General features: G+C 59.7%; 24 protein-coding genes. 12 read left to right on the top strand and 12 right to left on the bottom strand.

Annotation, left to right across the window (positions count from 1 at the left end):
* Nucleotides 1-3: 3 nt before the first annotated feature.
* The 5 genes from AD949_RS08700 to aroB all read right to left on the bottom strand — a co-directional run bounded on the left by AD949_RS08700 (nucleotide 4) and on the right by aroB (nucleotide 7,472).
* Nucleotides 4-693, bottom strand: coding sequence for a phosphatidylserine decarboxylase (locus tag AD949_RS08700; protein ID WP_048835213.1), 690 nt, complete (start codon nucleotides 691-693; stop codon nucleotides 4-6).
* A gap of 81 nt (nucleotides 694-774) precedes the next feature.
* Nucleotides 775-3,420, bottom strand: a complete 2,646-nt coding sequence (gene alaS, locus AD949_RS08695) for an alanine--tRNA ligase (protein ID WP_048835214.1) — start codon at nucleotides 3,418-3,420, stop codon at nucleotides 775-777.
* A gap of 208 nt (nucleotides 3,421-3,628) precedes the next feature.
* The gene (locus AD949_RS08690) at nucleotides 3,629-4,165 is read right to left on the bottom strand and encodes a GtrA family protein (RefSeq protein ID WP_371277351.1); all 537 of its coding nucleotides are present in this window, start codon (nucleotides 4,163-4,165) and stop codon (nucleotides 3,629-3,631) included.
* Nucleotides 4,166-4,257: 92 nt separating this feature from the next.
* On the bottom strand, nucleotides 4,258-5,400 hold the full coding sequence (locus AD949_RS08685) for an OmpA family protein (RefSeq protein WP_048835215.1): 1,143 nt from the start codon (nucleotides 5,398-5,400) through the stop codon (nucleotides 4,258-4,260).
* A 338-nt stretch (nucleotides 5,401-5,738) separates the two neighbouring features.
* Entirely contained in the window at nucleotides 5,739-7,472 is a 1,734-nt protein-coding gene (gene aroB / locus AD949_RS08680) for a 3-dehydroquinate synthase (RefSeq protein WP_082064633.1), read from the bottom strand.
* Between the two features lie 63 nt (nucleotides 7,473-7,535).
* Between aroB and AD949_RS08675 the strand changes: the two genes are divergently transcribed.
* Genes AD949_RS08675 through AD949_RS08665 form a run of 3 tightly spaced genes read left to right on the top strand, consistent with a single transcriptional unit; the run spans nucleotide 7,536 to nucleotide 9,909 of the window.
* Nucleotides 7,536-7,958, top strand: coding sequence for a hypothetical protein (locus tag AD949_RS08675; RefSeq protein ID WP_082064623.1), 423 nt, complete (start codon nucleotides 7,536-7,538; stop codon nucleotides 7,956-7,958).
* A complete protein-coding gene (locus AD949_RS08670; RefSeq protein WP_257007522.1) occupies nucleotides 7,955-8,893 on the top strand; it encodes a tyrosine recombinase in 939 nt (312 codons plus the stop codon). The genes AD949_RS08675 and AD949_RS08670 overlap by 4 nt, the downstream gene beginning before the upstream one ends.
* 59 nt (nucleotides 8,894-8,952) lie before the next feature.
* Nucleotides 8,953-9,909, top strand: coding sequence for an acetyl-CoA carboxylase carboxyltransferase subunit alpha (locus tag AD949_RS08665; protein ID WP_048835217.1), 957 nt, complete (start codon nucleotides 8,953-8,955; stop codon nucleotides 9,907-9,909).
* 34 nt (nucleotides 9,910-9,943) lie between these two features.
* Here AD949_RS08665 and AD949_RS08660 read toward each other — a convergent pair whose 3' ends face one another.
* Nucleotides 9,944-10,699: a competence/damage-inducible protein A gene (locus AD949_RS08660; protein WP_048835218.1), complete on the bottom strand. Its 756-nt coding sequence runs from the start codon at nucleotides 10,697-10,699 to the stop codon at nucleotides 9,944-9,946.
* 165 nt (nucleotides 10,700-10,864) lie between these two features.
* Between AD949_RS08660 and AD949_RS08655 the strand changes: the two genes are divergently transcribed.
* From AD949_RS08655 to AD949_RS08645, 3 genes are read left to right on the top strand one after another with little or no spacing between them, the layout of a single operon-like run.
* Entirely contained in the window at nucleotides 10,865-12,487 is a 1,623-nt protein-coding gene (locus AD949_RS08655) for a lysine--tRNA ligase (RefSeq protein ID WP_048835308.1), read from the top strand.
* A 30-nt stretch (nucleotides 12,488-12,517) separates the two neighbouring features.
* Complete coding sequence (locus AD949_RS08650; RefSeq protein WP_052944529.1) at nucleotides 12,518-14,578, top strand: lysylphosphatidylglycerol synthase domain-containing protein; 2,061 nt, start codon at nucleotides 12,518-12,520, stop codon at nucleotides 14,576-14,578.
* Between the two features lie 45 nt (nucleotides 14,579-14,623).
* Nucleotides 14,624-15,352, top strand: coding sequence for a MarC family protein (locus tag AD949_RS08645; protein WP_048835220.1), 729 nt, complete (start codon nucleotides 14,624-14,626; stop codon nucleotides 15,350-15,352).
* A gap of 74 nt (nucleotides 15,353-15,426) precedes the next feature.
* On the opposite strand, the gene AD949_RS08640 is transcribed toward AD949_RS08645, so the two are convergent.
* Together AD949_RS08640 and tsaD are read right to left on the bottom strand one after the other, a co-directional pair.
* Nucleotides 15,427-16,248, bottom strand: coding sequence for a 23S rRNA (adenine(2030)-N(6))-methyltransferase RlmJ (locus tag AD949_RS08640; protein ID WP_048835221.1), 822 nt, complete (start codon nucleotides 16,246-16,248; stop codon nucleotides 15,427-15,429).
* The gene (gene tsaD / locus AD949_RS08635; protein ID WP_082064634.1) at nucleotides 16,245-17,357 is read right to left on the bottom strand and encodes a tRNA (adenosine(37)-N6)-threonylcarbamoyltransferase complex transferase subunit TsaD; all 1,113 of its coding nucleotides are present in this window, start codon (nucleotides 17,355-17,357) and stop codon (nucleotides 16,245-16,247) included. Before tsaD ends, AD949_RS08640 begins: the two co-directional genes overlap by 4 nt.
* A gap of 172 nt (nucleotides 17,358-17,529) precedes the next feature.
* On the opposite strand from tsaD, the gene hemC reads away from it, so the two are divergent.
* Both hemC and AD949_RS08625 read left to right on the top strand, forming a co-directional pair.
* Nucleotides 17,530-18,603: a hydroxymethylbilane synthase gene (gene hemC, locus AD949_RS08630; RefSeq protein ID WP_048835309.1), complete on the top strand. Its 1,074-nt coding sequence runs from the start codon at nucleotides 17,530-17,532 to the stop codon at nucleotides 18,601-18,603.
* 9 nt (nucleotides 18,604-18,612) lie between these two features.
* Entirely contained in the window at nucleotides 18,613-19,341 is a 729-nt protein-coding gene (locus AD949_RS08625; RefSeq protein ID WP_048835223.1) for a uroporphyrinogen-III synthase, read from the top strand.
* 194 nt (nucleotides 19,342-19,535) lie between these two features.
* On the opposite strand, the gene secB is transcribed toward AD949_RS08625, so the two are convergent.
* Both secB and AD949_RS08615 read right to left on the bottom strand, forming a co-directional pair.
* Complete coding sequence (gene secB / locus AD949_RS08620) at nucleotides 19,536-20,033, bottom strand: protein-export chaperone SecB (RefSeq protein ID WP_048835224.1); 498 nt, start codon at nucleotides 20,031-20,033, stop codon at nucleotides 19,536-19,538.
* Nucleotides 20,034-20,172: 139 nt separating this feature from the next.
* The gene (locus AD949_RS08615) at nucleotides 20,173-20,691 is read right to left on the bottom strand and encodes a histidine phosphatase family protein (RefSeq protein WP_048835225.1); all 519 of its coding nucleotides are present in this window, start codon (nucleotides 20,689-20,691) and stop codon (nucleotides 20,173-20,175) included.
* 177 nt (nucleotides 20,692-20,868) lie between these two features.
* Between AD949_RS08615 and AD949_RS08610 the strand changes: the two genes are divergently transcribed.
* The 4 genes from AD949_RS08610 (at nucleotide 20,869) to AD949_RS08595 (ending at nucleotide 24,683) form a co-directional block, all read left to right on the top strand.
* A complete protein-coding gene (locus tag AD949_RS08610) occupies nucleotides 20,869-21,546 on the top strand; it encodes a Tim44/TimA family putative adaptor protein (RefSeq protein ID WP_048835226.1) in 678 nt (225 codons plus the stop codon).
* Nucleotides 21,543-22,388, top strand: a complete 846-nt coding sequence (locus AD949_RS08605) for a DNA-methyltransferase (RefSeq protein ID WP_048835227.1) — start codon at nucleotides 21,543-21,545, stop codon at nucleotides 22,386-22,388. The genes AD949_RS08610 and AD949_RS08605 overlap by 4 nt, the downstream gene beginning before the upstream one ends.
* Before the next feature lie 125 nt (nucleotides 22,389-22,513).
* Nucleotides 22,514-23,947 carry a cytochrome-c peroxidase gene (locus tag AD949_RS08600; RefSeq protein ID WP_048835310.1) on the top strand — a complete coding sequence of 478 codons (1,434 nt, stop codon included), beginning with the start codon at nucleotides 22,514-22,516 and terminating at the stop codon, nucleotides 23,945-23,947.
* Between the two features lie 115 nt (nucleotides 23,948-24,062).
* The gene (locus tag AD949_RS08595; protein ID WP_244463296.1) at nucleotides 24,063-24,683 is read left to right on the top strand and encodes a Smr/MutS family protein; all 621 of its coding nucleotides are present in this window, start codon (nucleotides 24,063-24,065) and stop codon (nucleotides 24,681-24,683) included.
* On the opposite strand, the gene AD949_RS08590 is transcribed toward AD949_RS08595, so the two are convergent.
* Together AD949_RS08590 and hemF are read right to left on the bottom strand one after the other, a co-directional pair.
* Nucleotides 24,648-25,805, bottom strand: coding sequence for a response regulator transcription factor (locus AD949_RS08590; RefSeq protein ID WP_048835229.1), 1,158 nt, complete (start codon nucleotides 25,803-25,805; stop codon nucleotides 24,648-24,650). The genes AD949_RS08595 and AD949_RS08590 overlap by 36 nt on opposite strands.
* A 133-nt stretch (nucleotides 25,806-25,938) precedes the next feature.
* A complete protein-coding gene (gene hemF / locus AD949_RS08585) occupies nucleotides 25,939-26,853 on the bottom strand; it encodes an oxygen-dependent coproporphyrinogen oxidase (protein WP_048835230.1) in 915 nt (304 codons plus the stop codon).
* Nucleotides 26,854-26,926 lie beyond the last annotated feature (73 nt).

Here is a 26,926-nt window from a genome sequence, read left to right as displayed (position 1 = left end):
GGATCAGAGGCGCGCCATAACGGTTTCACCACCCACCATGGTCTGGCCGACGGACACCAGAGGTTCAACACCCGGCGGCAGATACAGGTCGGTGCGGGAGCCAAAGCGGATCAGCCCGAAGCGTTCGCCAGCTTCCATTTTTGCGCCTTCAGACACACTGCACACAATGCGGCGGGCAATCAGGCCAGCAATCTGCACAACCGCCATCATCCGACCGTCTGGCAGGGTCAGGCTAAGTGCGTTGCGCTCATTCAGTTCAGATGCCTTATCAAGGCTTGCGTTCAGGAACTGGCCGGGATGGTAGGCAATGCGCGTGACAGTGCCAGCGGCAGGCATCCGGTTGATATGCACATCCAGCACGGACAGGAAGGTGGCAATGCGCCACACCGGGGCGGTGCCCATACCCAGTTCAGCCGGGGGAGCAATTTTTTCTACAGACACAACGCGGCCATCCGCGGGGGCAACGGCAACGTCACTCCGGGCCGGGGTTGTGCGTTCCGGATCCCGGAAGAAATAGAGGCAGAAGCCAAAGAACAGGCCGCTGGCGGTGCCGGCATGGCGCAGCAGCGGGCAGGACAGCTTTTTGCCTAGAAAGCGGGTAACCAGTGTGGTCGCGCCAGAGGCCAGCAGGAAGGGTCTTGCTTCCGGATGGGGAGGGGCCAGAACGAGTTTGAAAGAGTCGATCAGGGACATGGTGGGGTCCTCATACAAAAAGCCGGGGTGTGGGAAGAAAACAGGGGAACGTGCCAGACGTTCCCCTGCGCCGGGGATGGATCAGACCAGACCGGCCAGAGTTTCCCGCACGGCAGCAAAAGCGGCATCGGCAGCGCTGGCATCCGGGCCGCCAGCCTGCGCCATATCACGGCGGCCTCCGCCACCCTTGCCACCCATGGCGACACTGGCTGCGCGGACAAGCGCCACGGCATCGACCTTGTCCGTCAGTGCCGGGGCCACAGCAGCGACAACGCTGCCTTTGTCATCAGCCGTGGAAATCAGCACCACAACATCCGCATTCCCCTGTTTGAGGATGGTTTCCGCCAGCCCCTTGAGTTCACGCGGGGCGGTTTCTCCCACATTGCGGGTGGATAGACGGGCTGCCCCTACCTGTTCCACGCCAGCAGCTTCAACAGAGCCAGCGGCCAGCTTGCGCTGAAGCGCGGAAATCTGCCGCTCCATAGCGCGGCGTTCTTCCAGCAGCAGGGACAGGCGTTCCGGCGCTTCGGTTACGCCAACTTTCATCATGGCGGCCATCTGCGTCAGGCGCTGTTCATTAGCAAGGGAGAGCGCTTCTGCTGCGGTGCCCGCCACGGCTTCAATACGCCGCACACCAGCGGACACGCCACTTTCAGACGTAATGCGGAAATGGCCAATATCTCCGGTACGGTCCACATGCGTGCCGCCGCAGAGTTCCAGAGACCATGCGGCCTTGTTCTCATCCGGGCCACCCATAGAAACAACACGGACTTCATCCCCGTATTTTTCGCCAAACAGGGCCATGGCGCCTTCTTCCACCGCCTGTTCCGGCGTCATGGAGCGGGTCACCACTTTTGAGTTTTCACGCACCCGGCGGTTCACTTCCGCTTCGATCTCTGCCAGTTCTTCCGGTGTAATCGGGCGCGGCTGGCTGACGTCAAAGCGCAGACGGTCCGGGCTGTTCAGGCTGCCTTTCTGGGCAACATGGTCGCCCAACCGGCGGCGCAGGGCTTCATGCAGCAAGTGCGTTGCGGAATGGTGCGCGCGAATAGCGGAACGGCGGTCATGGTCCACCGTAGCGGTCACGGCTTGACCGGGGCGCAGGGTGCCCTCGGTCACGGTGCCGTAGTGGACAATCAGGTCGCCCGCTTTTTTCTGGGTGTCCGTAATGGCAACGCGCAGGCCGGAGGCTGTCAGAAAGCCGGTATCTCCGGCCTGACCGCCACTTTCCCCATAAAATGGTGTCTGGTTGAGCAGCACAGCGACTTCCGTGCCAACGGGGGCTTCTTTCAGGAAGCTGTTCTTGGCAATAACAGCCTGAACTTCACCATCCGCCTGTTCCGTGGTGTAGCCAAGGAATTCGGACGCGCTGAATTTATCCCGTGCTTCAAACCAGATGGTTTCCAGTGCGGTATCACCAGAGCCGACCCATGCGGCGCGGGCGCGCTGGCGCTGCTCGTTCATGGCCGCGTCAAATCCGGCCACATCTACCGTGTGGCCGCTGCTGCGCAGCGCATCCTGCGTGAGGTCCAGCGGGAAACCGAACGTATCATACAGGCGGAAAGCAACATCACCCGGCAGAGCGGCTCCGCTGGACAGTCTGGAGGTTTCTTCCTCCAGCAGGCCAAGGCCACGGTCCAGCATGGCTTTGAAGCGTTCTTCCTCATTGCGCATGGTTTCACGGATCAGCGCTTCACCCTGCACCAGTTCCGGATAGGCACCGCCCATCTGCTGGATCAGGGCCGGGAGCAGCTTGTAGAAAACCGGCTCCGTGGTGCCCATCATATGCAGGTGGCGCATAGCGCGGCGCATGATGCGGCGCAGCACATAGCCACGGCCATCTTTGGAGGGCAGAACGCCATCCGCAATCAGGAACGCCGTGGAGCGCAGATGGTCGGCCACAACGCGGTGGCTGGATTTAAACGGACCATCCGCAGCCTGATGCGTGACCTCAGCGGAGGCTTGAATCAGGGAGAGGAAGGTATCGGTGTCATAATTGTCGCGCTTGCCCTGCATGATGGCGGCAAAGCGTTCCAGCCCCATGCCGGTATCAATGGATGGGCGGGGCAACGGGGAGCGTACACCCGGCGGGTCTTCAAAAAACTGCATGAAGACCAGATTCCAGATCTCCACAAACCGATCACCATCTTCATCCGGGGAGCCGGGCGGGCCACCGGGAACATCCGGACCATGATCATAGAAAATTTCAGAACAGGGACCGCAGGGGCCGGTATCTCCCATCCGCCAGAAATTGTCTGACGTGGGGATGCGGATAATCCGGCTGTCATCCAGTCCGGCAATGGAGCGCCAGAGCCCAGCGGCTTCTTCATCGTCCGCATAGACGGTGACGAGGAGCTTGTCCTTGGATAGGCCGAAATTGCGGGTAATGAGAGTCCAAGCCAGTTCAATCGCTTCGGGTTTGAAATAATCACCGAAGGAGAAGTTGCCCATCATCTCAAAAAAGGTGTGATGGCGGGCCGTGTAGCCCACATTGTCCAGATCGTTATGCTTGCCGCCAGCCCGAACAACCTTCTGCGCGGTTGTCGCGCGGGAGTAGGGGCGCGTTTCCTGCCCGGTAAAGACGTTTTTGAACTGCACCATGCCTGCATTGGTGAACAGCAGAGTGGGATCATTGCGCGGCACCAGTGACGACGAGGGCACGATCTGATGCCCTTGTCCGGCAAAATACTCCAAAAAGGTGGTGCGGATATCGTTTGTTGTGAGCATGGCGTGAGGCAGACGGTCCTGAAACTGGTTGGGCGCGTGATCTCCCTTGTCAGCAGCCTTCTACGGAGTAGTCCGGAAGGGGGATGACGCAGGAAAAGTCCTCACGGCCAGGCAAAAAGCAACAAAGCTTCCTTAACCCGCTGCCAGATGTAGCGCACACGGCGCGGCTCTGAAAGGGGTTAGCGCGCGGGGCGGGGAGATGTGGGTGTTATGGCTCCGCACTGGTGTTTTGGGGTGACTCTGGAAAGGCAATGGCGCTTTCCGCCAGTTCTTGCACGGAAGCTGGGGGCTTTTCCCGAAAAACCATTTTCTGGCTGAGGTTGAAATTGGCGAACATTCCCGCCAGAGAGCCTGCGGCCAGTGCCAGCACAGGATACGTCACACAGAGCGGCACAGTGTAAAACAGGGTGTAAACCGTGCCACGGTTAAGCAGAAAGCCAAAACTGTTGGCTAGCAGGAACCTTAGCCATTGCAGCACTGGATGGTCATGCTGGCCCGCCCCCTTGAAGGTCCATAGGCGGTTGAGCATCCAGTTGAGGGTTGCGGCCACAAAATAGGCCACCAGTGTTGCAGCTGTCAGCCCGATAACGGTGCGGAGTGCGTACACCGTTCCCGAATCCCACAAAAACCCCAGCCCGCCCACTGTGCCGAATTTCAGCAGGCGAATCAGTTTTGCCCGCGTGTCTGAATCGGAGGGTGAGGCCGGGTTGCCCGGCAGAGGGGATGATGGAGTGGAGGATGTCACGCAACAAAATCCCTCAGGCTGGACGGGGGAGTAAAGCAAAAAAAAGGGGCACCCGAAGGTACCCCTTTTTCCGATCACAAGGAACCGGTCGATTAGTGGAGGATGATTTCCACGCGACGGTTCTGAGGCTCACGGGTGTTCGGGCCGGTCGGCACCAGCGGATGGGCTTCGCCATAACCGTGGATGTCGATCGCGCTAGCCGGCACGCCGTCACGGATCAGTTCTGCCTTCACGCTGTTAGCGCGACGCATGGACAGACCCATGTTGTACTTTTCACCGCGGGGACCGGGGTGAGCAGCAGAGCTATCGGTGTAGCCGTTAACTTCGATGCGGGTCGTCTGAACGTGGGTGGAAGCCTGAGCAGCTTCTGCCACGATCTGGCGAGCGCGGGCAGTCAGAGCAGACTTATCCCAATCGAAGAACACCAGGTAGGAGCGAGCCGGCAGCGGAGCCGGAGCTGCTACAACCGGAGCCGGCGGCGGCGGCGGCGGAGCCGTATCGAACGCATAACGCAGGCCCAGGATGAACTGGTGGTTGAAGCGGTGATCGAAGTTCGTGTTGCCACGACCATGACGACCGTTTGCATAGTTAGCGGTAGACGTGAAAGCACCGTCAGAGAAGGAGCCCGGCTGACCGATCATGCGGTATTCCGTGGTCACCTGGAAGCCCGGGATGCCCGTGTCGTAAGCTGCACCGACGATGCCCTGATAGGCGAAGCCACCGTTCGTGCCGCCAAGACGGCTGGTGTTGCCGTTAGCGAAGTTGGTGGTCGTCGGGTTGTAATGCTGCCACAGGTAACCTGCACCAACACCAACAAACGGGGTGACCGGAGCGTCGATCCCGAACTGCTTCAGGTCGATGTCATACAGCACGTTGACGAAGCCACCGTAAGACTGGTCGCTGCCGCGTGTGCTGCCCGGAACTTTCGTGCCGCCCTGATGGTTAATCTGGGAGTAGTTGTAGACGCCTTCGATTTCAGCGCGCAGACCGTTGCCGAAGCCCCAGCCGAATGCACCGAAGCCGGTGAAGCCGTCATGGTGACGGAACTGAGATGCAGAAGTGTTCTGAGCACTGTCAGCACCGCCAGCAAAGCCAGAAGTGTGAGCGTGCTGGTTCTGCACCAGATTGTAACCACCGCCCAGATCAACATAAGGGCCTGTGATCGTGGTGGCGAATGCGGCCGCCGGAGCCGCTGCCATCAGTGTCGTTGCGAGTAACGCCGTGCGGAGACGCATTTTTTCGTCCTCAATTATTTCATCTGTTCGACCCTGCCGCCAACCATTCAGCGGGCAGGCCCAGCAAGATGCCTAAAGCCGTATAAAACGATCGGTTCCCAAATAGAAACCCGCAGCTTCGTGCTCTTAGTGATTAGAAGCCATAACCGTGTTTTATTTGCAACAGTTCATTTCGGTATCCCAAGATGCTTCTGCTGCATGTTTAACTATTCAGCTCAAGACTGCTTGCATTCAACATTGCCTGTTTGCAAATGCCGGGCCTGTCTCGTGTCTGAATAAGGCGGAATTGCGGCGCGTTTGTCCAAATGGGGCAGCGCGCCGCTCAAAGCGGCGGTTTTCTAGGCTTTGCAGCCATCTTCCACGAGCAAATCATGCACCGTTTCAGCCGGGACATCCCGGCTGGTGAAGGCCCTTCCGATTCCGTTCACAAGAATAAAAGAGAGGCGCCCATCCTGCATTTTCTTGTCTCGCTGCATGTGAGCTATCAAATCTGCCACGCGAAAGCTGTATGGCAGGTCAGTAATACTTGCAGGCATCTTCATGGCGCGCAGATGGGCTTCGACGCGGGCCAAATCTTCCGGTGGGCACAGGCCAAGCCGGACAGAGAGTGCGAAAGCCAACCGTAGCCCGATAGAGACGCCTTCTCCATGCAGCAGGCGGCCGTCATACCCTAGTTCCGCTTCCAGCGCGTGGCCAAAGGTGTGGCCAAGGTTGAGCAGGGCACGACCATTGCTGGCCTGAGACTCCCGCTCATCGGCCGCCACAACGCGGGCCTTGAAGGCGCAGGCCTGCCGGACCGCTTCCGTCAGCGTGTCAGGGTCGGCAGAAAGGACGGAGTCTCCGTTTTTCTCGCACCATCCAAACAGCGCTGCATCACCAATCAGGCCGGATTTCACGATCTCTGCATAGCCTGCCACCAGTTCCCGATGGGGGAGTGTGCTGAGGGCGGACACATCGGCCAGCACGCAGAGCGGTTGATGGAACGCCCCCAGCAGGTTTTTACCCCAGCGCGTGTTGATGCCGGTTTTGCCTCCTACCGATGAGTCCACCTGAGACAGCAGGGTGGTGGGGATTTGCACAAACGGCAGACCACGCAGCGTGGTTGCGGCCACAAAACCGGCAAGGTCCCCCACCACGCCGCCGCCAAGGGCGATGATGGTAGTGCGGCGCTCGACACCCTCTTTCAGAATGGCATCGGTCAGGGTCTCATACGTGCTCAGGCATTTGGACTGCTCACCGGGGGCGACTGTCAATGCGCGAGACTCTATGCCGGTTTCCCGCAAGGACTCCTGCAAGGCGGGGAGATAGAGGGCCGCGACATTTTCATCTGTGATGATAATGGCTTTCTTCTGCGGCAGCACCGGGGCCAGAAGCGCTCCGGCCCGGCTGATCAGATTGGTGCCGATCACCACATCATAAGCCGCATGTTCAAGTGTGACGGGCAGGCGCACGGGCCTGCGGGAAAGAGCAAGGCTTTCAATGACTCGGGTCGTGCTGTGGTCCACGTTGTGGTCTCCGCAATCAACAATCACATCGGCTTCGGCATAGATGGGGTGGCGCACCGTCATCAGGCGGGCCAGCACATCACGCGGCGAGGCTTCATTTAATAAAGGGCGATGCGTACGGCCCTGCACACGGCGCAGCAGCACCGGTAGCGGGCAGCGTAGCCAGACGGACATGGCGCGGGCACGGACCAGCGCACGGGTGCTGGCGTTCATAAACGCGCCGCCACCGGTGGCCAGTACCATGGGCGGGCCTTCTAGTAGACGACGAATGACCCGTCGTTCACCATCGCGGAACGCGGCCTCACCATACAGGCGGAACACATCGGCAATGGAGCAACCGGCGGCGCGTTCTATTTCTACGTCCGCATCCACAAACGGCAGGCCGAGCCGTGTGGCCAGACGGCGGCCAATGGTGGTTTTGCCGGCGCCCATCAGACCAACAAGAACAATGCTGCGGCCGGAAGGAATGAGGCTGGTTGCAGGCCAGCGCCCCACTCTTTCCAGATCAAGGGGAATCGGTGGGCTTTCCGCAGCGTCGGGGGGTGGGTACGAGATACGTGATGACATGAAACGCAGCTTACCATAGAGCAGGAAGAACGTACCTATTGAGTTGTTATGGAGCCAAAACATATGAACCGCGTGGTTCTTCTGGTTGCTGCCGTTATCTGCGTTGCTTTTGTTGGAGGGCTGACAGCCCTTGGTTTGTCCGGCCATCCGCCAGTGCCGCAGGCTGTGCATAGGGACATTCCGCTAGCCGCTGCGCCTGTTGCCTCGCCTGCTGCAGCACTTGTGCCCGTGCCGCCTGCCGGGCCTTCCGTAACCCCGGCCGGGACGGCTCCCGCCGCGGGCGCACAGCCTGCCACTTCGGCTCCGTCTGCCGCTGCTCTGGTTCCTGCTGGTCCGGCTGGCCCGGTTGTTACCGCGACACCCGCAGTGTCGGCTCAGGTGCCTGCTTCCGCGCCTGCTGCTGCGCCGGCCCCCGCACCGTCTGCTGGGAAAACTGCTCCGGCAGCGGCTCCCGTGCCTGTTCCGGCGTCTCCCGCGCATCCGTGAGCACGGACGCCCGCGGCACAGATCTGTTTCTGGAAATGCTGGCGGCTGAACGGGCCGCCGCACCCAACACTCTGGCCGCGTACACGGCGGACCTAACAAGCTGTGAGGAGTCTCTGGCTAGCCGGGGCGAGTCTCTTCTGCATGCCAGCGCCACAGGGCTGGCGGACTGGATGGCGGATATGGGCCGAAGCGGGCAGGCCCGCCGCACGGTGGCCCGCAGATTGTCCTGCATTAAACAATTCTATCTGTTTCTGCTGCGGGAAGGACTACGGGCCGATAATCCGGCAGCGCATCTCGATGCGCCTCGGCCTGAAGCTTCGCTGCCGCATTTCCTTTCCGAATCGGAGGTTGTAGCCCTCATTGAGGCCTGCGCGGTCTCGCCAGAGGCATCGGAGGCCAAGCGGCGGCGCGGTCTGGTCGCACGGGCGGCGCTGGAACTGCTCTATGCGTCCGGCTTGCGGATTTCAGAACTCCTCTCCCTCCCGCGAGAAGCCCTTGCCGGTGAACGGCAGATGTTGGTGGTGCGCGGGAAGGGCGGTCGGGAGCGGCTGGTGCCGCTGTCTGACAGCGCGCGTGAGGTCGCACAGGCTCTGCTGGCGCTGGATGCACAAAAAGCCAGCCCGTATCTGTTTCCGGGGCGTGACCCGAAAAGAGCACTGACCCGGCAGGCTTTTGATAAAATTCTTTATGAAGTGGGCTTACAGGCTGGGTTGGACCCGGCCCGGCTTTCACCCCACGTCCTGCGCCACTCCTTTGCCACGCATCTGCTAGCTCATGGAGCGGACCTGCGGGCTTTGCAAATACTGCTGGGGCACGCCGATATCGCCACCACGCAAATCTATACGCATGTGCAGACAGAGCGGCTGAAGCAGGCGGTGGAGTCTTTCCATCCGTTGTCATCTGAGAACGTCAGACAGGGCGAAAAAACGGCATAAACGACACACCATGCACGAAGTGGCTTGGTTTTACGTGTGGCTGTGCTATCCGCTTGGCCATGCGTCAGTTCCTGGATTTCGAGAAGCCCGTCGCCGAACTTGAAAACAAGATCGACGAGCTGCGGCAAATGACCGACCCCGACGGGGTCAATATCGCCGAAGAAACGGCTCGCCTTTCAGAAAAGGCGGAGAAGCATCTTCGTGCCATTTATGCCAAGCTCACCCCTTGGCAGAAAGTGCAGGTGGCGCGCCATGCGCAGCGCCCGCACGCTCAGGACTATATCAACACCCTGCTGACCGACTTCACGCCGCTGGCGGGGGATCGGCTGTATGGGGATGATAAAGCCATTGTCGGTGGCATGGGCCGCTTTGATGGCCAGCCTGTGGTGGTGATTGGCACGGAACGTGGTTCCGACCTTGAAACCCGTCTGGCCCATAATTTTGGCATGGCCCGCCCGGAAGGCTACCGGAAAGCCCAGCGCCTGATGAAGCTGGCTGGACGCTTTAACCTGCCGATTCTCACCTTCATTGACACCGCAGGCGCATGGCCCGGCATTGATGCCGAGCAGCGCGGTCAGGCGGAAGCCATCGCCACCTCCATTGCGGTCTGTCTGGAGGCCCCGGTGCCACTGATTGCTACCGTGATTGGTGAAGGCGGTTCAGGAGGTGCTGTGGCCCTTGGTGCGGGGGATCGGGTGATGATGTTGGAAAACGCCATCTACTCCGTTATCTCGCCCGAAGCGTGTGCCTCCATTCTGTGGCGTGACCCGAAACAGGCCAGCACGGCGGCGGAAACACTGCGGCTGACAGCCCAAGATCTGTCCCGCCTCGGGCTGATTGACCGCATTATTCCCGAACCTGTAGGCGGTGCGCAGCGTGACCCGCAGGCCGCTCTGGCCTCCGTGCATGATGCGCTGGCAGAAGAACTTAAGGCGCTCACTCCGCTGGCTCCGGCTCGGCTGAAGGAACTGCGGCGCGAGAAGTTCCTCGCCATGGGGCGTGAAAACCTGTCCTGAACGGACAGGCCTTAACGCTTTATGCTTTAAGATTTCAGGGCGGCAGTTCCCCTTCCACGGGAGCGCCGCCTTTTTCTTTGAGCAGATCATGAATAGCCTGCGCGGCTTTTTCCACGTCTGCCTTGTCCTGCCCTTTGGCGACCAGCGCCACACCCCGCCGACCATCTTCCCGGTGGAAAGGGTAGGAGCCGAGATCAAGGTCTGGAAAGCTGTTCTGAATTGCCTCCAGCCCTTCCGCCAGCGTGCCTTCAAACAGGGAAGTGGTGTGCCATGTGCGGGAAAAGACCGGTGCTCCCTGTTTAAGGGTTGGGGCAACGGCTTCAAACATGGCGCGCATGATACGCGGCACACCGGCCATCACATGCACATTGCCAATGGTAAAACCGGGCGCAATGGAGACGGAGTTGGGGATGGGTGTTGCGCCACGCGGCAATTTCGCCATGCGCTGACGGGCAGCATTGAAATTTTCCGCGCCAAAATGCTGTTCCAGAAGCGTGAAGGTCGGCGGGTGGATTTCCCATGGCACACCAAACGCCTCGGCCACGCAGGCGGCAGTAATGTCATCATGCGTGGGGCCAATGCCGCCAGTGGTGAAAATTTCATCAAACCGGGCGCGGAGTTCCGTCACCGTTTCAACAATTGTTTCACGAATATCAGGAATAACGCGGATTTCTCGCAGGGGAATGCCGAGTTCCCCAAGCCGGGTGGCCAGAAACTGAATATTGTCGTCTCGGGTGCGGCCGGAGAGAATCTCGTTGCCGATCAGAATGAGGGCTGCGGTGCGACGCATGAAAAACCAGTCCTTTCAGCGTGGTCCCGTGGGTGGGAGCAGGCGGCTTAAGGAAAAATGAGCCGGTGCTTGCTTGTGGTCAATGGCCTCATAACGATGCAGGCGCGCAAAGCCGTGCGTGTTTTTGGATTGACCGGGAGCGGTGCAGTTCATAGCTTCCGCACCATGTCCGAAAACCATTCAACCTCCGAACCCGTTCTTCCCCGCGCATGGCCTTTTGAGGAAGCGCGAAAACTTGCCGAGCATGTGGATGCCCGCGCCGCCACCAAGCCAGACGAGGCCGCAGGCCCCGCGTTGCTGGAAACCGGCTATGGCCCGTCCGGTCTGCCGCATATTGGCACGTTTGGGGAAGTGGCGCGGACCTCTTGGGTGCGTCAGGCCTATACGGCGCTGACAGGCCGCCCGACGCGCCTGCTGGCATTTTCGGATGATATGGATGCCCTGCGCAAGGTGCCGGACAATGTGCCGAACCGTGATCTGCTGGAAAACTATATCGGCCAGCCGCTCTCCCGCGTGCCGGACCCGTTTGGCACGCACGAGTCGTTTGCCGCACACAACAATGCCCGTCTGTGCAGCTTTCTGGACAGTTTCGGCTTCGAATATGAATTTGCGTCTTCCACCACGTACTACACATCAGGCCGGTTTGACGCCGCGCTGAAGCGGGTGCTGGAAGTGCATGATGAAATTCTGGCGGTTATTCTGCCCACGCTCGGACCGGACCGTCGGGCGACTTATTCTCCCGTTCTGCCGCTGCACCCGCGCACGGGTGAGGTGATGCAGGTGAAAATGGACGCCATAGACGCCGCAGCGGGCACTGTCCGCTGGACCGATGCGGATGGTGAGACCTTTGAAACTCCGGTGACGGGCGGCCACGCCAAGATGCAGTGGAAGGCCGACTGGGCCATGCGCTGGTATGCTCTGGGTGTGGATTATGAAATGTCCGGCAAGGACCTGATTGACAGCGTGCGTCTGTCAGGCCGCATCTGCCGTATTCTGGGCGGGACGGCTCCGGCTGGCCTGACCTATGAGCTGTTTCTGGATGAAAACGGCCAGAAGATTTCCAAATCCAAGGGCAATGGCCTCTCGGTTGAGGAATGGTTGCGTTATGCGCCGCAGGAAAGCCTCGGCCAGTTCATGTTCAACCAGCCACAGCGCGCCAAACGGCTGTTTTTTGATGTGATTCCTAAAACGGCGGATGACTATCTGACGCATGTTGAAAAAGCCAAGGCGCTTCAGGCCGAGGACAGTGACAGCGTGGACCTGAAGGCCAATCCGGCTTGGTTCATCCATAAAGGCCATATCCCGACGGATGCAGGCAGCCCGGTGCCGTTCGGCATGTTGCTGAATCTGGCGAGCGTAGCCAATGCGGAAACGCCGGAAGTGCTGTGGGGCTTTATCCGGCGGTATGATCCTACCGTCTCGCCGGAAAGCCACCCGATGCTGGCTAACCTCGTCAGCCACGCTATCGCGTACTACGCGGATTTTGTGCGCCCAGCCAAAACCTTCCGTGCTCCGACGGACATGGAACGTGCAGCACTGGTCGATCTGGCGGAGTCCCTGCGTGGATATGAGGGCGAAGCCTCAGACGCGGCCACTCTGCAAAATCTGGTGTTTGAAATTGGTAAGCGCCATGCGTTTGAACCGCTGCGGAACTGGTTTGGCTGCCTGTATGAGGTGCTTCTTGGGCAGAAGGAAGGCCCGCGTTTTGGGGGCTTTATCGCCCTGTATGGCGTGGCGGAAACGGTTGCGTTGATTGACGCGGCGCTCCTGCGCGCGCCGCAGGCGTAAACGCGCACTCTTGTCGTCAGGGTGAAGAACATGTCGTCATCACCACAAGGACAGATGCCGGGCCAGCAGCCGAACTGTCAGGGATGGCGGAAATGGCTGAAGCATCTGCCGCATCTGATCGGCCTGCTGCTGATGGTAGCCGCTATTGGCGTGGTGCAGCATGAGTTGCGCCACCTGCGTCTGGCGGACATCAAACAGGCGATGCTGTCCATTCCGGGCCACCAACTGTGGCTGGCTGTGGGCTGCACGTTTCTGTCCTACTTCATCCTGTCGTTTTATGATCGGCTGGCCGTTACACAGGTTGGCTATAAGCAGCTTTCTTTCCGTCGCACGGCCTTTGCTGCGTTCTGCTCCTACGTGCTCTCCCACAATCTCGGCTTTTCCGCGGTATCCGGGGCGGCTGTGCGCTATCGGCTGTATCGCAACTGGGGTGTCAGTTCCTTTGCCATAGCCCAGATTATCGCGTTCTGTTCCGCCACCTATCTGCTGGGGGCCGCTGTGCTGATTGGCGGCGTGCTGGTGTGGGAGCCGCAGGTTATTCCTATGGCGGGCAGCCGTGTGCCCAGTGGGGTTCTGGCGGTTGTGGGTGTGCTGCTGTGGCTCTGTGTGCTGGGCTATATCGGCATGGCTTTCCGCGTTCGCACCTTTACGTTCCGGAAATGGACGGTCGATCTGCCCTCTCCCCGGATGGCGGTTGCGCAGACTGTTGTTGCCGCGGCGGATGTTGCAGCGACAGCGGCCATTGCCTATGTGCTGTTGCCGCCCAATGTCGGGGTGGATTACGGGACTTTTCTGGCTATTTACATTGCGTCCTACACAGCCGGGTTGGTTGCCAGCGTCCCCGGGGGATTGGGCGTGTTTGATGGCGCAATGCTGCTCGCGCTCGGGCCATATATGCCCGCGCCGCAAATTCTTGGCGTCGTGCTGATTTTCCGCCTGTTCTACTACATTATCCCGCTCTTTATGGCCGGGATCATGTTTGCAGGGCATGAGCTGTTCCTGCGGGGGGATGATGCTCTCGCGAAGAAGAAGCTCAGGAAGCAGAAAACTCCTGCCGCTGTGCGTATCCGCCCCAGTCAGGTGGTGCGGGAGAGTGAGGCTGATTTCTCCGTGGCGGTAGCCACGGGCACGGTCTCGCTCTGTGGCCTGATGCTTATCTGCCTTGTGCTGCTGGACCCTGTGCCGAAGTTTGGGGTGGTGCAGGAAGGCTTTTTCTCAGCCGCTGGGTCTGTCAGCAATTATCTTCTGTCTCTCATGGGTGTTGCGCTGATTGGTCTGGGCATCGGGCTTTCTCAGCGCGTCACGCTGGCATGGCGTGGCACGCTGGTGCTGCTGGTAACGGCTGCGATACTGACCTTCCTGCGTGGGAACACGGTTCTGGTGCCCATTATGCTCGGGCTTTCGGCCTTTCTGGTCGCCCCGTTCCGCGCCTGTTATTACCGTCACGCACGGCTGTTGAGTGAGCCGCTCTCGGCCTCAACCCTGCTTTGCCTGCTTTTGTTGTTCGGCTCCGTCATTGCGCTGGCCGGTCGGCATGGTGCGGCAAGCTGGTGGCAGATGGTGTTTATCTTCCCGGCCTCCGGTGCCGCCCGATGGACCATTGCGCTGGCTGTGTTGCTGGCGCTGCTGGTGATTGGCCGCCTGATGTGGCCGGGCCGTATTACGGTCCGTGCATGGAATGAGAAAGCGCTCACCCGTTACATGACGCTGGACCACGCTTTGCCAACCATACAGGACCTGAATCCGAAAGGCTTTGTGGCGGGTGAGGCCGGTGAAGCCGTTATTCCGGTCCGTCAGAGTGGCGCGTTTCTTGTCGGGTTAGGGGACCCGGCTGGAGCGCAGGCGGATTGTGTATCCGCCATCTGGCGCATGCGGGATCTGGCGTTGCAGGACGGACTGAAACCTGTGTTCTGGCAGGTCGGCAGTCCGTTTTTGCGCATTTATGATGATATTGGCCTGAGTGTCTGGCCTTTGGAGGATGGCACAGGGCTGCATTTCTGCTATCCGGCGGACGATATTGCTCTCGCCTCTAAATTTGTTGCTACCTATAAAAGCAAGACAGTGGAGTCTCCGGCATCTGCCGGGCAATAAGTTTTTGCCGGACTTCGGAAGAGGCCGGTTTTGCTGGATACGTGCATGTCGGCTCATTTTACTAGCTCACTGTTTAGCGGAGGGGCTGCTCGCGTAGCGACCACCTCTTTTCTACTGGCATTTCCAGCCCTTTTTTCCATCGTCAATCCGTTGGGGGCCGCGCTGATTTTTGCGCAGGCAACGGCAGGCCGGTCGCGGAAGGAAATCTTCGCGCTCGCACGGCTGGTCGCGTTTTATTCCTTTATCCTGATGCTCGTTTCCATCTGGTGCGGCGGCAAGGTGTTGGTGTTTTTCGGCGTGACCGTGGACGCTCTGCGCGTGGCGGGCGGCACGGTGGTTGCCGTGCGCGCATGGAACCTGCTGCAAAGCCCGGAAAGCATGGAAGCGCAAAAGGAAAAGCAGGCCTTGCAGGGCGGTAAGACCGTAATGTCCCCCAATTGGTCTGATGCCGCTTTTTTCCCGCTGGCTATGCCCTTTACCGTGGGGCCGGGGACAATTGCCGTGGCCATTGCTCTTGGTTCAGGCTGCCCGCCGGGGAAGTCCGTTCTGGCCTATGAGGGTGGTGTTACCATCGCCGCCGTATGCGTTGTTTTGATTGTATGGCTTGCCTATTCCGGCTCGGAAAAGCTGGTGTCCATGCTGGGGGTGACCGGCACCCGTATTGTCAGCCGGATGGCCGCGCTGGTGCTGCTCTGCATTGGCGTGCAGATTCTGGCGGCTGGTGTGGAGGGCTTTGCCGTAGAGATGTGGCAGCACATCAAAGCGGCGGGCTGAGACGGGTTTTCAAGCCTTTCTTAAAAGGCAGCGTCACGGGCCCTGTGACGCTGCTTTTTTTTGTGGCCGAATGTTTATTCCGCCGTAATTTGCGTAACGGTGGCCTCTTCCGCATGCAGCAGGGTTTTGAGCCGGTTAAGCTGGGCGGAGGCCTGTTCCGCAAAACCATAAGGCGGTTTGATAACAACTAGCCCCGCACCGTTCAGCCGGTCCGGGTCCACGGGTTTGCGGATCAGCAATTCAGCAACCAGCACGTCCGGAATAGCTGCATCCTGCAAGGCCATATGGAAGGCTCTGACAGGTGTGCGGTGTTTGATGGGATACCAGATGGCAATCATCCCGGTAGGGAAGCGTGCCCGGATGGTGTGGACAGCCTCAAGCAGGCGGCTGAACTCGCCGGGTTCTTCAAACGGTGGGTCTATCAACACCAAACCGCGTTTAGCGGTTTTGGGCGGCAGTAGTGCACGCAGCGCCTCATACCCATCGCGCTCATGCACAAATACGTTCGGGGTGCGGGTAAACTGGCCATAGAGTTTGCGTTTGTCGTCCGGGTGCTTCTCGCAACAAATCAGTTCGTCCTGCGGGCGTAGCATCAAGGATGTCAGCAGGGGGGAGCCGGGGTAGTAGCGGGGGCCACCAGCTTTTTTGACCAGTTCCAGCCACGGTGCGAGGGGGCTGTCTGGCCCTTCCTCATTCAGCAGGCCGATACCGTCTTTCCATTCCTGCGTTTTTTCGGCTTCCTCGCATGTCAGATCATATCGACCAAGGCCTGCGTGCGTATCCAGCACCATAAAGGGACTGGGCTTGCGCAGAAAATGGCCGAGCAGCGAGACCAGAAGCGCGTGCTTCATGCAATCTGCAAAGTTCCCGGCGTGGAAGGCGTGGCGGTAGTTCATACAATACTCTCTTGCGGGGCGAAGCGGGCGGCCATGTCTTCCAGTGGCCAGCGGGGGCGGGGGCGGACAGTGGCGTCATCCGGTTGGGGCAGGCCGCGTTCGGCGGCTTCATGACAGGTTTCCAGAGCAGCCCAGCCGACCATGACGGCGTTATCCGTGCATAGGCGCAGAGGCGGGGCGGCAAACCGCAGTCCCGCGCTGGCGGCAACCTCTTCCAGCCGGGCGCGGAGCACGCTGTTGGCCGCTACACCGCCTGCGGCGACCAGTAATCCGGCTTCTGGCATCATTTTCAGGGCATTACTCACACGGTCCGCCACCACATCGGCCACAGCCTGCTGGAAGGAAGCAGCGAGGTCTGCGGCAAACTGGTGCGGCAGGGGCTCCAGCCCATACGGGGCCAGCTTTTGGGAAAGCGCGGTTTTCAGGCCGGAGAAGGAGAAGTCACACCCCGGGCGGCCCATCAACGGGCGGGGCAGGGGAATGGCCTGCGAGTTGCCGGACTGCGCCAGTTTTTCCAGTGCCGGGCCACCGGGCCAGCCGAGGCCAAGCATTTTGGCGACCTTATCAAACGCTTCTCCTGCCGCATCATCAATCGTGCCGCCCAGTTTGCGGTAGTGGCCCACGCCTTCCACGGCAATGCATTGGCAGTGCCCGCCAGAAACCAGCAACAGCAGGTAAGGGAAGGCCGCGCCACCGGGCACAAGGCCGGGTAGGCGGGCTGTCAGCGCATGGGCTTCCACATGGTTGACGGCAACAAACGGCTTGCCGAGTGAAAGCGCCAGCCCTTTGGCAAAGCTGGCCCCCACAATCAGGCCGCCAATCAGCCCCGGCCCGGTGCTGGCGGCCACAAAGCCGATTTCCTGCGGGGTGAGCCCGGCGTCCTTCAGCGTGGCCTGCACGAGTCCGGGCAGCAGGGCCAGATGGGCACGGGCGGCAATTTCCGGCACCACGCCCCCAAAATCCGCATGGCCGTCCTGCGAGACAATCCTTTGAGCGAGGCACACACCCTCCGCGGAGAGAATGGCGCAGGCGGTTTCATCGCAAGACGATTCGATAGCCAGCACAGGTCCGGCAATAAGGCTGTTTTCTGGCAGCTTCTGGTGGGTCATTGCCATGTGGCTCCGTGGGCTGTGGCAGGAAACAAGTGCTGATATTCCTTGTGTAATCCGGGGGCGAAACGGTCTGCTACGCGTGGCATGCGTCTCTGGGGCGCATGTTTTTCAGACCTTTCAGGTATCATGGCTTCTTGTCCTCTCTCCATTCCCGGTAATAGACACTCTTATGGACTCAGCCTACCCTTCCTCGCCCGCCCCTTCGCCCGCGCTGCAGAAAGTTGCGGCGGAAGCGGCAGCCCGCCAGAAAAAGACCTCCGGGCATGCGTCCCGTCGTCTTCTGCCCCTCCGTGTTGGAACGCGGGGTTCGCCCCTTGCACTGGTCCAGACCCGTGCGTTTCTGACCATGCTCACGCGCTTCTGTCCCGTGCTGCGGGATATGGGGGCGTTCCAGGAGCATCAGATCAACACCACGGGTGATCAGGTGCAGAACCGTCGACTGGCCGAAATTGGCGGTAAGGGGCTGTTTTCCAAAGAAATTCACGAGGCTCTGTCTGACGGGCGCATTGATTTTGCGGTCCATAGCCTCAAGGACCTTGAAACCACACTCCCGCCCGGTCTTGTGCTGGCCTGCACCCTGCGGCGTGAAGATGCACGGGATGCGTTGATCCTCGGCCCCAACCTTGCCCCGACTGACCCGGATGATCCGTATTCCGCCCTGCCGGAAGGCGCGTTGGTGGGGTGTGCCTCTGTGCGCCGTCAGGCCCAGATGCTGCATGCGCGGCCTGACCTGAAATTCGGCCTGCTGCGCGGCAATGTTCAGACCCGACTCGATAAACTGGCCGCCCGCCAGTGTGACGCGACACTGCTGGCGCTGGCTGGCCTGCGGCGTCTGGGTATGGCGGAGCGGGCTTCTCTCGTCCTCTCTCCCACTATCATGGTGCCTGCCGCCGGGCAGGGCATTGTGGGCGTGACGGTGCGTGAAGACGATATTGAACTGCGCGAATTGCTTGCCGCCATTGAAGATTATGAAGCCCGCGCCGTGGCCACGGCGGAGCGCGCGCTGCTGGCCGAGCTGGATGGCTCCTGCCGCACGCCAATTGGCGGCTACGCGCAGCTCATTCCGGTTGTGGCGGGGGAAGAGCCGAAACTGCATCTGACCGGCCTTGTGGCGCGGGAGGATGGCTCCTTCCTGCTCAAACGCGCCATGAGCGGTGCGCCGGAAGATGCGGCGCGGCTGGGTAAGGAACTGGGTGAAAGTCTGCGCACAGACAGCCCTTCCGATATTTTTGAAGACAAGTAAGGCCGCCTGATGCCAGCCACCGGGATACCTCCCGGCGTGCTGGTAACGCGGCCGGAGCCGGGACTGTCCGAAACGCTGGCTGCCGTTTCTGCGGCTGGATGGCGGGCTTATGCCTCCCCGGCCTTATGTATTACGCCGACCAACCTGCGCGCTTTGCCTCCCCGTTTCGCAGCCTGCGTGCTGACAAGCGGACAGGGGGTGCAGGCTGCACAGGCAGCACTCCCCCTCACATGCCCCGTTTACGCTGTAGGTGACCGCACGGCAGACCGCGCTCGCGCTGCCGGGTTTGGTCGTGTGCAGAGCGCACAGGGCGATGCTGAGGCTCTGGCGGCGTTGTTGGTCCGCACCTGCACACCCGCTGACGGACCTCTTCTGCTGCTGTCCGGCGCACGGCAGGGGTTGGAGTTAGCGGCCCATTTGCGGAAGGCAGGGTTCAAGGTGATGCGGCGTGTTGCCTATACGGCCCGCCCGGTAAGGCAGGTGACGCAGGAGGTATTGTCAGCCTTGCAGGCAGGCCGGATTACCCATTGTCTCTTCTTCTCGTCGGAAAGTGCTGCTGGTTGGCTATCGGCACTTCCTGAGGCTGTTCGGCAGAAGGCGAGTCGTACAACGGCCATTGTTATCTCGCGCAAGACGGCGGATGTGCTGAGCGGGGCCGGGTGGACGCATATCGTTGTAGCGCGGCATCCTAATGCGCAGGCCATGATGGACGCTCTTGGGCATCCGTTATTGCGCTGAGGCTTGAGGCTTGTCTGACGCGCGATAGCGGCAGAAATCGTTAGACGTGCAGAGCATCAGATGCAGATCGTTCAGATAAGGCACAAAAAAACCGGCCATCGGGGTGTCCCGAAAGCCGGTTTTCTGAAAACCGTTTCAAACTGAAGCCCGCAGCGTTTTACCGGCGCAGGCCCTCAGTTTGCAGGCCCACAGTTTCAGGCATTACCAGCGGTCTGCGGGAATTCCGCACGTTTGGCCTGCCACAGCGCCACAAAGTCGATCGGCTGGAGCACGATCGGCGGGAAGCCGCCGTCACGCGTTACATCGCTGATGATGTTGCGGGCGTAGGGGAAGATAAGGCGTGGCACTTCAACCAGCAGCATCGGCTCGATCAGCTCCTGCGGCGGGTTGGTCAGGGTGACAACGGCAGCATAGGCCAGCTCGGCAATAAAGACCGTACGGCCCGGAGCGCCACCGTCGGTTTCCGGTGCTTCCTTGGCTTCGGTCTTGATAGCCAGTGTCACTTCATAAACAGACTGGTCGTCCTGAAGTTTGGAGGCCTGAACATCAATGTTCACGGCAATATTCGGCTGGGAGCGCAGTGTGGCAAAAATTTCTGCGCCACCGGGAACTTCAAAGGACAGATCCCGCGTGTATTGCAGGTTAACGGCCAGCGGAAGGGCAGGCGGGGCAGACTGTTCAGAGTCAGACATGGAAAAATAAGCTTTCTTGATCAGGTCACACTGAGGCTTTTAGCGGTAGCATGGTGTTCCGGCTTCGCCAACCATCAGATTAAGACAGAAAAAATTAAAAGCTTTTTCAAGGGATCGCACAAAATCGGACCTGCTGACATCACAGATGCAGATGTTGCCAGTCCCCATTTTCCAGACTGTCACCACACAGCCCCAGCAGAAACCACCAGTGCGAGACAACAAGCGTTGTGCCAGCATCAGGCTGCTGCGCCATAAACTGGCGGAAACGCTGCACGCGGTCCTGCATGACGGCATCACTCTCCGGGGGCGGAGACCACCAGATATCGTCCAGCGCATCAAAATTCAGATGTGGCCAGTTTTCACAGAGTGTGGAGGCTGTTGAGCCTTCATCGCATGAATAGATATGCCGCTCGCGCACAAGCGGCGTGATTTCCGGCGTGATGTTCAGCGCGCGGGCAATGGGGGTTGCGGTCTCCAGCGCACGGGTGAAGGGAGAGGCGAGAATGCGGGTAATACCCGCTCCCGCCAGATCCTGCACAAGACGCTGCGCATGCACGCGGCCCTGCGGGGAAAGAGGGGGGTCAGATAAGCCGGGGTCACGCCCTGTGGCGGTATACAGCCGGTTGAATTCGCTTTCGCAGTGCCGCAGGATAATCATGATTTTAACAGTTAGAGGCAGCCGCCAGATTTCCGCAAGAGGAAGAGCAGTTGTGGCGATGCGCTGTGGCTATGCATTGTATCGGGCGGGGGGCTTCTCTATGTTAGAGAAAGACGGTCTCCTGAACGATAAGGCCGTGCCTGAAGTCCGGGCTGGTCGAACATGGACGTGTGACAGATGGATTTTTCTTTCGGCCATTTTCCGGTCGATCTGATTCTTTTCGCTCTTGTAGCGGCATTTCTGGCTCTGCGGCTGCGCAGCGTGCTGGGCAAGCGGGTTGGCTTTCAGCCGAGCCCCATGCCCGTGCCGCCGCGCCCACAGGCGGCTGGAAAGGTGATAGACGGCAAGGCTGAACAGATTGAGCCCGCCGCGTATGATATTCCAGCACAAGGCACGCGCGTCGGGCAGCTTTTGCAGGATGTGCGGGGGCTGGATAATACGTTTACTCCCCAGCAGTTTCTTTCCGGTGTGCAGACAGCCTTTCCGCAGGTGGTCAAAGCTTTTGCGGAAGGGGACCACGCAACACTGAAAACCCGGCTGACCCCGGCTGTGTGTGAGTCTTTTGAGGCCGCCATGGCGGCGCGCGACGCTGCGGGAGAAAAGCAGCGAAGCGAGATTAAGGCGATTCGCTCTCTCGCCATTGAGGATGTGCGTCTGGTCCGGCTGGATGTCGGCACAGGGGCTTCCATTGATGTGCGTATTGTTTCTGACCAGATTAGCCTGCTGACAGACGCGCAGGGCCAGCCTGTGACCGGGACGGATGCCGTGACCGAATTTTCTGACCTATGGACGTTTGAACGCCTTCTGGGTGTTAACGGCAGTGTCTGGCGTCTCGCTTCGGCGCGGAGTGCGTGACAGCACGGGAGAGGGCTAAACCAGCATCCCCTGCACGCGCGCAGCGGTATAAGGTTGGCCAGCAACAGATTATCCGGGGGGACTGCCTGCGTGCGCTGCGGCGCATGGAGGCGGAGTCCGTCGATGTTATCATCACATCACCGCCCTATAATATCGGCCTGTCCTACCGGAGTTATCCGGATAGGAAGGAAGAGGACGAGTATCTGGACTGGATGCTTGAGGTTGCGCACGGCTTGCGCCGGGTGCTGCGGCCTGATGGTTCCTTCTTCCTGAATATTTCAGGCTCCTCCGCTCAACCGTGGCTACCGTTTGAACTCGCCGTCCGGCTGCGGAACCTGTTTGCGCTGCAAAATCATATCTCGTGGGTGAAATCCATTTCCGTGGGCGAGGATAGCTTCGGCCATTTCAAACCCATGAACAGCCAGCGTTTCCTGCACCGTGGGCATGAGCATCTGTTCCACTTCACCTTGAATGGAGATGTGACGCTGGACCGGCTGAGTGCGGGTGTGCCGTATAAGGATAAATCCAACATCGCGCGCCGCGGCCATGTGCAGGACCGGCGATGCCGGGGCGATGCATGGTTTATTCCCTATGAAACGGTGCGGGACCGGAAGCAGAAATTCGACCATCCCGGCACCTTTCCGGTGGCCTTGCCGGAGCAATGCCTGCTGTTGCACGGGCAGGACGAGGCACAGGTTCTGGACCCGTTTATGGGCACGGGCACCACGCTGTTAGCCGCGCAGCGCCTCGGCTGTTACGGGGTGGGGATTGAAATTGACGCCGAATACGTCGCTATAGCGCGGCAGCGCCTGCGGGATGATCTTGACGCTGCAAAAGCGTGATCATCGACTGTTTAAATGATTTTTATGAAAATAATCGTTTTGACATTTTGATATGTATCAAACACAACCCTGACAACAGCGAATAAAAGCTATGCAGTGTTTCTAAAAACTCAGGAGTTGTGGTGTTGCGCAGATTAATTGCCTCGTTAGTAGGAGTGGGTGTTCTGGCTTATGGCGGAACAATTGCCTTCCTCACCCATTTTGACCATGTGACGGCCCCCGAATTACCTGCGGCTTCTCCTACGCTCAAAGATCCGGTGGCTCTTGCCGCTTTTAATGCTTTGCGGGAATCCCGCTGTGATTACTGTCACGCCACAGGCCGAGATCTGCCTTTTTACTTCAAGCTGCCGCTGGCTAACCAGTTAATGGAAAAGGACCTGCATGAAGGTCTGCGCCATTTCCGTATTGAGCCGGTTCTGGAAGCATTCAAGAACGGTACAGCGCCAACGGAAGAGCAGCTTTCTCGCATTGAGGAAGTGATTACGCAAAACCGTATGCCGCCCACCCTCTATCTGCTCATGCACTGGCATGCGCACCTGTCTGATGGGGAACGTCAGGCCCTGCTGAAATGGGTGGAAGATACCCGCCGCAAATATTACGGCGACACGGGGGCTGCATCCCAGTTTACGGGTGAGCCAGTACGCCCTGTGCCTGCCAGTGTGCCGGTGGATGCCGCCAAGGTCGCGCTGGGCCGCAAGCTGTTCTTTGACAAAACCCTGTCTGGTGACGGCACGCAGAGTTGCGCAAGCTGCCATGACCTGAACCATGGCGGTGTGGACCATCTGGTAACGGCCACGGGCATTGGCGGCCAGAAAGGCCCCATCAATGTGCCGACAGTGTATGATGCGTATTTCAAGATTGCGCAGTTCTGGAACGGTCGTGCGGCTGATCTGGCGGCGCAGGCCGCTGGCCCGGTGATGAACCCGGTTGAAATGGGCTCGCATGACTGGTCAGTCGTTGCGCAGAAACTGGCCGCCAACCCAGATTACGCGCCGCTGTTCCACTCCGCTTTCGGGCAGGATGCGGCGATGGATCAGAACACCATTACCACCGCGATTGCCGAGTTTGAAAAAACGCTGGTGACACCGGACAGCCCGTTTGATGAGTATCTGAAGGGTAATGCCAGTGCCATCAGTGAGCAGGCCAAACGTGGCTATGACAAGTTCAAGAGCATTGGCTGCTCCGGCTGCCATAGCGGGATTGCTGTGGGCGGCGGCGCGTATGAGGCGATGGGTCTGGAAGGCGATTACTTCAAGGACCGTGGCGGCAAGCTGACTGCGGCTGATGAAGGCCGCTATGACGTGACACATAAGGATGAGGATATGTCCCGCTTTGTCGTCCCGACCCTGCGGAACATTGACCAGACTGCTCCGTATTTCCATGACGGCAGCGTGAAGACGCTGGATGAAGCCGTGCGGAAAATGGCGAAATATCAGACGCCGGATGCCGCGATCTCTGATCAGGATGTGAGTGACATTGTTGTGTTCCTCAAAACCCTGACCGGGAAATATGAAGGCCGCTCTCTGGCCGACATGGGCCAGCCGGCCAACGCGCAGTAAAGTGCAGAAAAAGAGAGGGTCCAGCCAGATAAATGCGCTGGTCCCTTGAAAGGCGGCCCTCCGGCAGGTGATAAGCTTGCCAGAGGGCCGTTTTTTTATTTGGAAGGGACACTCAGTGGTCAGGTGCCGCGATCTCCGGGAAGACGAAAAGGCGCTGTGGTCCATGGTGATGCGGGACGTCGCGCCGCTGCATGTGCCGCGTCTCGACGTGCCATCAAATAATGCATCGGAAACGGATGAAGCATCCGAAGAGGATGCCAAAGGCAAACGGCTGGCACTTGCGGCACAGAAAAAGCAGCCTCGGCATAAACGGCAACTGACGACCGTCGCAAGCCCACTCTTCGTCCCGCCTGCCGTCCCGCCCGTCAGGGTACAGCACGCTATCCAGCCTGTGGAAGACATCGGACGACGCTCTCCCGGTGTGGATACCTATAGTTGGCGCACATTTACCGATGGGAGAATGAAGGTTGAAAAGAGGCTGGACTTGCACGGTATGGTTGCAGAGGATGCTTTTCGCCGACTGATGGAATTTATGGATGTTGCCTATCGCTGCGGCCTGCGTTGCGTGGAGGTGGTGACAGGCCTTGGCACCGGACATGAGGGCGGCATTCTGCGGCGCGAATTACCGCACTGGCTGGGGCGCGCGGATATGCGCCACCGGATTCTGGGTGTTGCGTATCCTCATGCCGGAAATAAAGGCTCAGTTCGTATTCTGCTGCGCCGCCGGAAGCGGTAGGGGTTTGTTGGCTGGGGCGTCACGCCAGTGGAGGCTGTTTGTAGAGAGCCAGCGCCGGAGGGCCAGAATACGGTCCAGATCCGGCATCATGTCCGCATAAAGAGCCGCGCAGGGAAGGCCCGCAACAAGGGTCTGATTCTGCTCTCTGGCATGAGCGTGCAGAGTAGGGTCGGCTGCCGCAACCTGCGCCGCATGGCGGAAACGGGCCACGAGGTCCGGCTGGGATAAATTGGGCAGCATCAGCCCGGCCTTCAGGCTGGCCGCAGCTGCCGCTGTTTTCCAGACATCATAGAGCCGCGCAGGGGGGAGACGTCGCCGTTCCTGTTTGAAAATGGTCGTGAAATCAGGGGGGAGCCGCAGGCGTGGTCCAGTAGATGTCGGGAGCACGTTGGAGAACAGAGGTTGGTTGCCCGGTTCTTCATCCTGAAGGGCAGCCATCCGTTCTTCATAGGTTTCATCAAACGGAAGCTGGATAACATCAACAGCCCCGACCTTCAGCGCAGCAATGGCAGCATCGGGCGTGGCGTAACCAGAGACAGGCAGGGGGTGCATCCCCAGAAGGTCCAGCGCCACAAGGGTTGGGAGTTCCGGCCCGGAAAGGGTGGAGACTGCAACACGCACCGGGCGCCCCTGTAGAAAGCTGGTAAAGGTGCGATGCAGGCTGACTTTGCCGATGGCGACGGTTGGCTGACAGCTCATAAACACCGGCAGCCAGCGTTGAGCGTCATAATGCACGCGGGAGTCGCCCCGCAGGGCGGCAATCAGGCCGGAGCCGGGTATGATCAGCCCGGCAGGGGGAGACGCCTGCTCTTGCTGAATATCAAACAGATTACCGCCGGTTACACCGTCCCACCCGGTGGTGAGGCGTAAGGGGAATGGGGTGGCGTATCGAAGGTCATCCGCCAGCACCGGGGCCAGTAAAGTAGCCCACTGGCCACAGATGCTCTCAGCCGTACCACCAACGATCAGGGGGGATGGCACCTTGTTCCCCGACGTGACGGAGCGTGCAGCGCGGAGGGGCAGAAGGCACGAGACGGTGATACCCGATAACCCGGCCAGTATTTGACGGCGCGAGAAGGGGCGGGCGGAAGAGGATTGATCTGGCTGATCAGTGCGCGGCACGTGTGAAAAACCTCCCTGTCATCGTATCTGTCTGAGAGTCCGTTAAGGAGCAGAGCGAGGGACTCAGGGAGTAGAGTCCCAGCCGCCCAGCCAGACCGCACCAGTGATCTGCGGCAAAATTACGGTCGGTCTCTCAGGGCCATTTTACTTCCGGCGGCATGCTCATCAGAATTGCTTCCGTATGGCCGCCGGTTTTCAGGCCAAACAGCGTGCCGCGATCATGCAGCAGGTTGAATTCTACATAGCGACCACGGCGGATCAACTGCGCATCCCGCTGCTCCGGTGTCCATGCTTCCCTCATCCTGTTTCGGATGATTTCCGGGTAGGTTTCCAGAAAGGCAAGGCCAACATCCTTGGTAAAGGCGAAGTCCTGCGCGGTGTCTCCGCTGTCCAGCCGATCATAGAAAATGCCGCCCAGACCGCGCGGTTCATCGCGGTGCGGGAGATAGAAATATTTATCACACCAGGCTTTAAAGCGCGGGTAATATTCCGGGTTGTGGCGGGCGCAGGCCTGCTCAAACCCTGCGTGGAAGCGGGCTGCGTCATCAATTGCCGCAGCACTTTCCGGGAACATGGGGGTAATATCCCCGCCACCGCCAAACCAGCCCTGTGTGGTGATGATCATACGGGTGTTAAAATGCGCGGCAGGCACCAGCGGGCTGCACATGTGCGCCACAAGACTGATGCCGGTTGCAAAAAAGCGCGGGTCTTCCGACGCACCGGGAATGGTGGCTGCGAATTCGGGAGAGAATGTGCCTTCCACGGTGGAGACGTTCACGCCCACTTTTTCAAAAACGCGGCCGCGCATGACGCTCATAATGCCGCCGCCGCCGGGAGTGCCATCCTGATTTTGTCGGTCCCAGCTTTTGCGCTCAAACCGTCCTGCGGCCTCGTGGCCGGGCAGAATGGGCGTGTTCTGCTGCACGGCGTCCTGCTCAATGTGTTCAAACGCCGCGCAGATTTTATCGCGCAGTGTTTCAAACCACTCTTTTGCGTCTGTTTTCAGGGCGGTATGGGCGGGCAGAGAATACGCTTTGGTGGGGGTCATAGCCGGGTCTTTTTTCCTCTCACGCACGGGTGGAGGCTCACCCGCGCCTGCTCAGGGGTCTAGAGGTGCGCCA

It is taken from the genome of Acetobacter orleanensis (assembly GCF_001581005.1).
Lineage (GTDB): Bacteria > Pseudomonadota > Alphaproteobacteria > Acetobacterales > Acetobacteraceae > Acetobacter > Acetobacter orleanensis.
The sequence above is the reverse complement of the archived record's forward strand: the minus strand, read 5'-3'. Positions and strand labels throughout refer to the sequence as shown.

Coding starts and splice junctions, on each gene's coding strand:
- AD949_RS08700 (WP_048835213.1), bottom strand. CDS start 693: ATGTCCCTGATCGACTCTTTCAAACTCGTTCTGGCCCCTCCCCATCCG.
- alaS (WP_048835214.1), bottom strand. CDS start 3,420: ATGCTCACAACAAACGATATCCGCACCACCTTTTTGGAGTATTTTGCC.
- AD949_RS08685 (WP_048835215.1), bottom strand. CDS start 5,400: ATGCGTCTCCGCACGGCGTTACTCGCAACGACACTGATGGCAGCGGCT.
- aroB (WP_082064633.1), bottom strand. CDS start 7,472: ATGTCATCACGTATCTCGTACCCACCCCCCGACGCTGCGGAAAGCCCA.
- AD949_RS08675 (WP_082064623.1), top strand. CDS start 7,536: ATGAACCGCGTGGTTCTTCTGGTTGCTGCCGTTATCTGCGTTGCTTTT.
- AD949_RS08665 (WP_048835217.1), top strand. CDS start 8,953: ATGCGTCAGTTCCTGGATTTCGAGAAGCCCGTCGCCGAACTTGAAAAC.
- AD949_RS08660 (WP_048835218.1), bottom strand. CDS start 10,699: ATGCGTCGCACCGCAGCCCTCATTCTGATCGGCAACGAGATTCTCTCC.
- AD949_RS08655 (WP_048835308.1), top strand. CDS start 10,865: ATGTCCGAAAACCATTCAACCTCCGAACCCGTTCTTCCCCGCGCATGG.
- AD949_RS08650 (WP_052944529.1), top strand. CDS start 12,518: ATGTCGTCATCACCACAAGGACAGATGCCGGGCCAGCAGCCGAACTGT.
- AD949_RS08645 (WP_048835220.1), top strand. CDS start 14,624: ATGTCGGCTCATTTTACTAGCTCACTGTTTAGCGGAGGGGCTGCTCGC.
- AD949_RS08640 (WP_048835221.1), bottom strand. CDS start 16,248: ATGAACTACCGCCACGCCTTCCACGCCGGGAACTTTGCAGATTGCATG.
- tsaD (WP_082064634.1), bottom strand. CDS start 17,357: ATGACCCACCAGAAGCTGCCAGAAAACAGCCTTATTGCCGGACCTGTG.
- hemC (WP_048835309.1), top strand. CDS start 17,530: ATGGACTCAGCCTACCCTTCCTCGCCCGCCCCTTCGCCCGCGCTGCAG.
- AD949_RS08625 (WP_048835223.1), top strand. CDS start 18,613: ATGCCAGCCACCGGGATACCTCCCGGCGTGCTGGTAACGCGGCCGGAG.
- secB (WP_048835224.1), bottom strand. CDS start 20,033: ATGTCTGACTCTGAACAGTCTGCCCCGCCTGCCCTTCCGCTGGCCGTT.
- AD949_RS08615 (WP_048835225.1), bottom strand. CDS start 20,691: ATGATTATCCTGCGGCACTGCGAAAGCGAATTCAACCGGCTGTATACC.
- AD949_RS08610 (WP_048835226.1), top strand. CDS start 20,869: ATGGATTTTTCTTTCGGCCATTTTCCGGTCGATCTGATTCTTTTCGCT.
- hemF (WP_048835230.1), bottom strand. CDS start 26,853: ATGACCCCCACCAAAGCGTATTCTCTGCCCGCCCATACCGCCCTGAAA.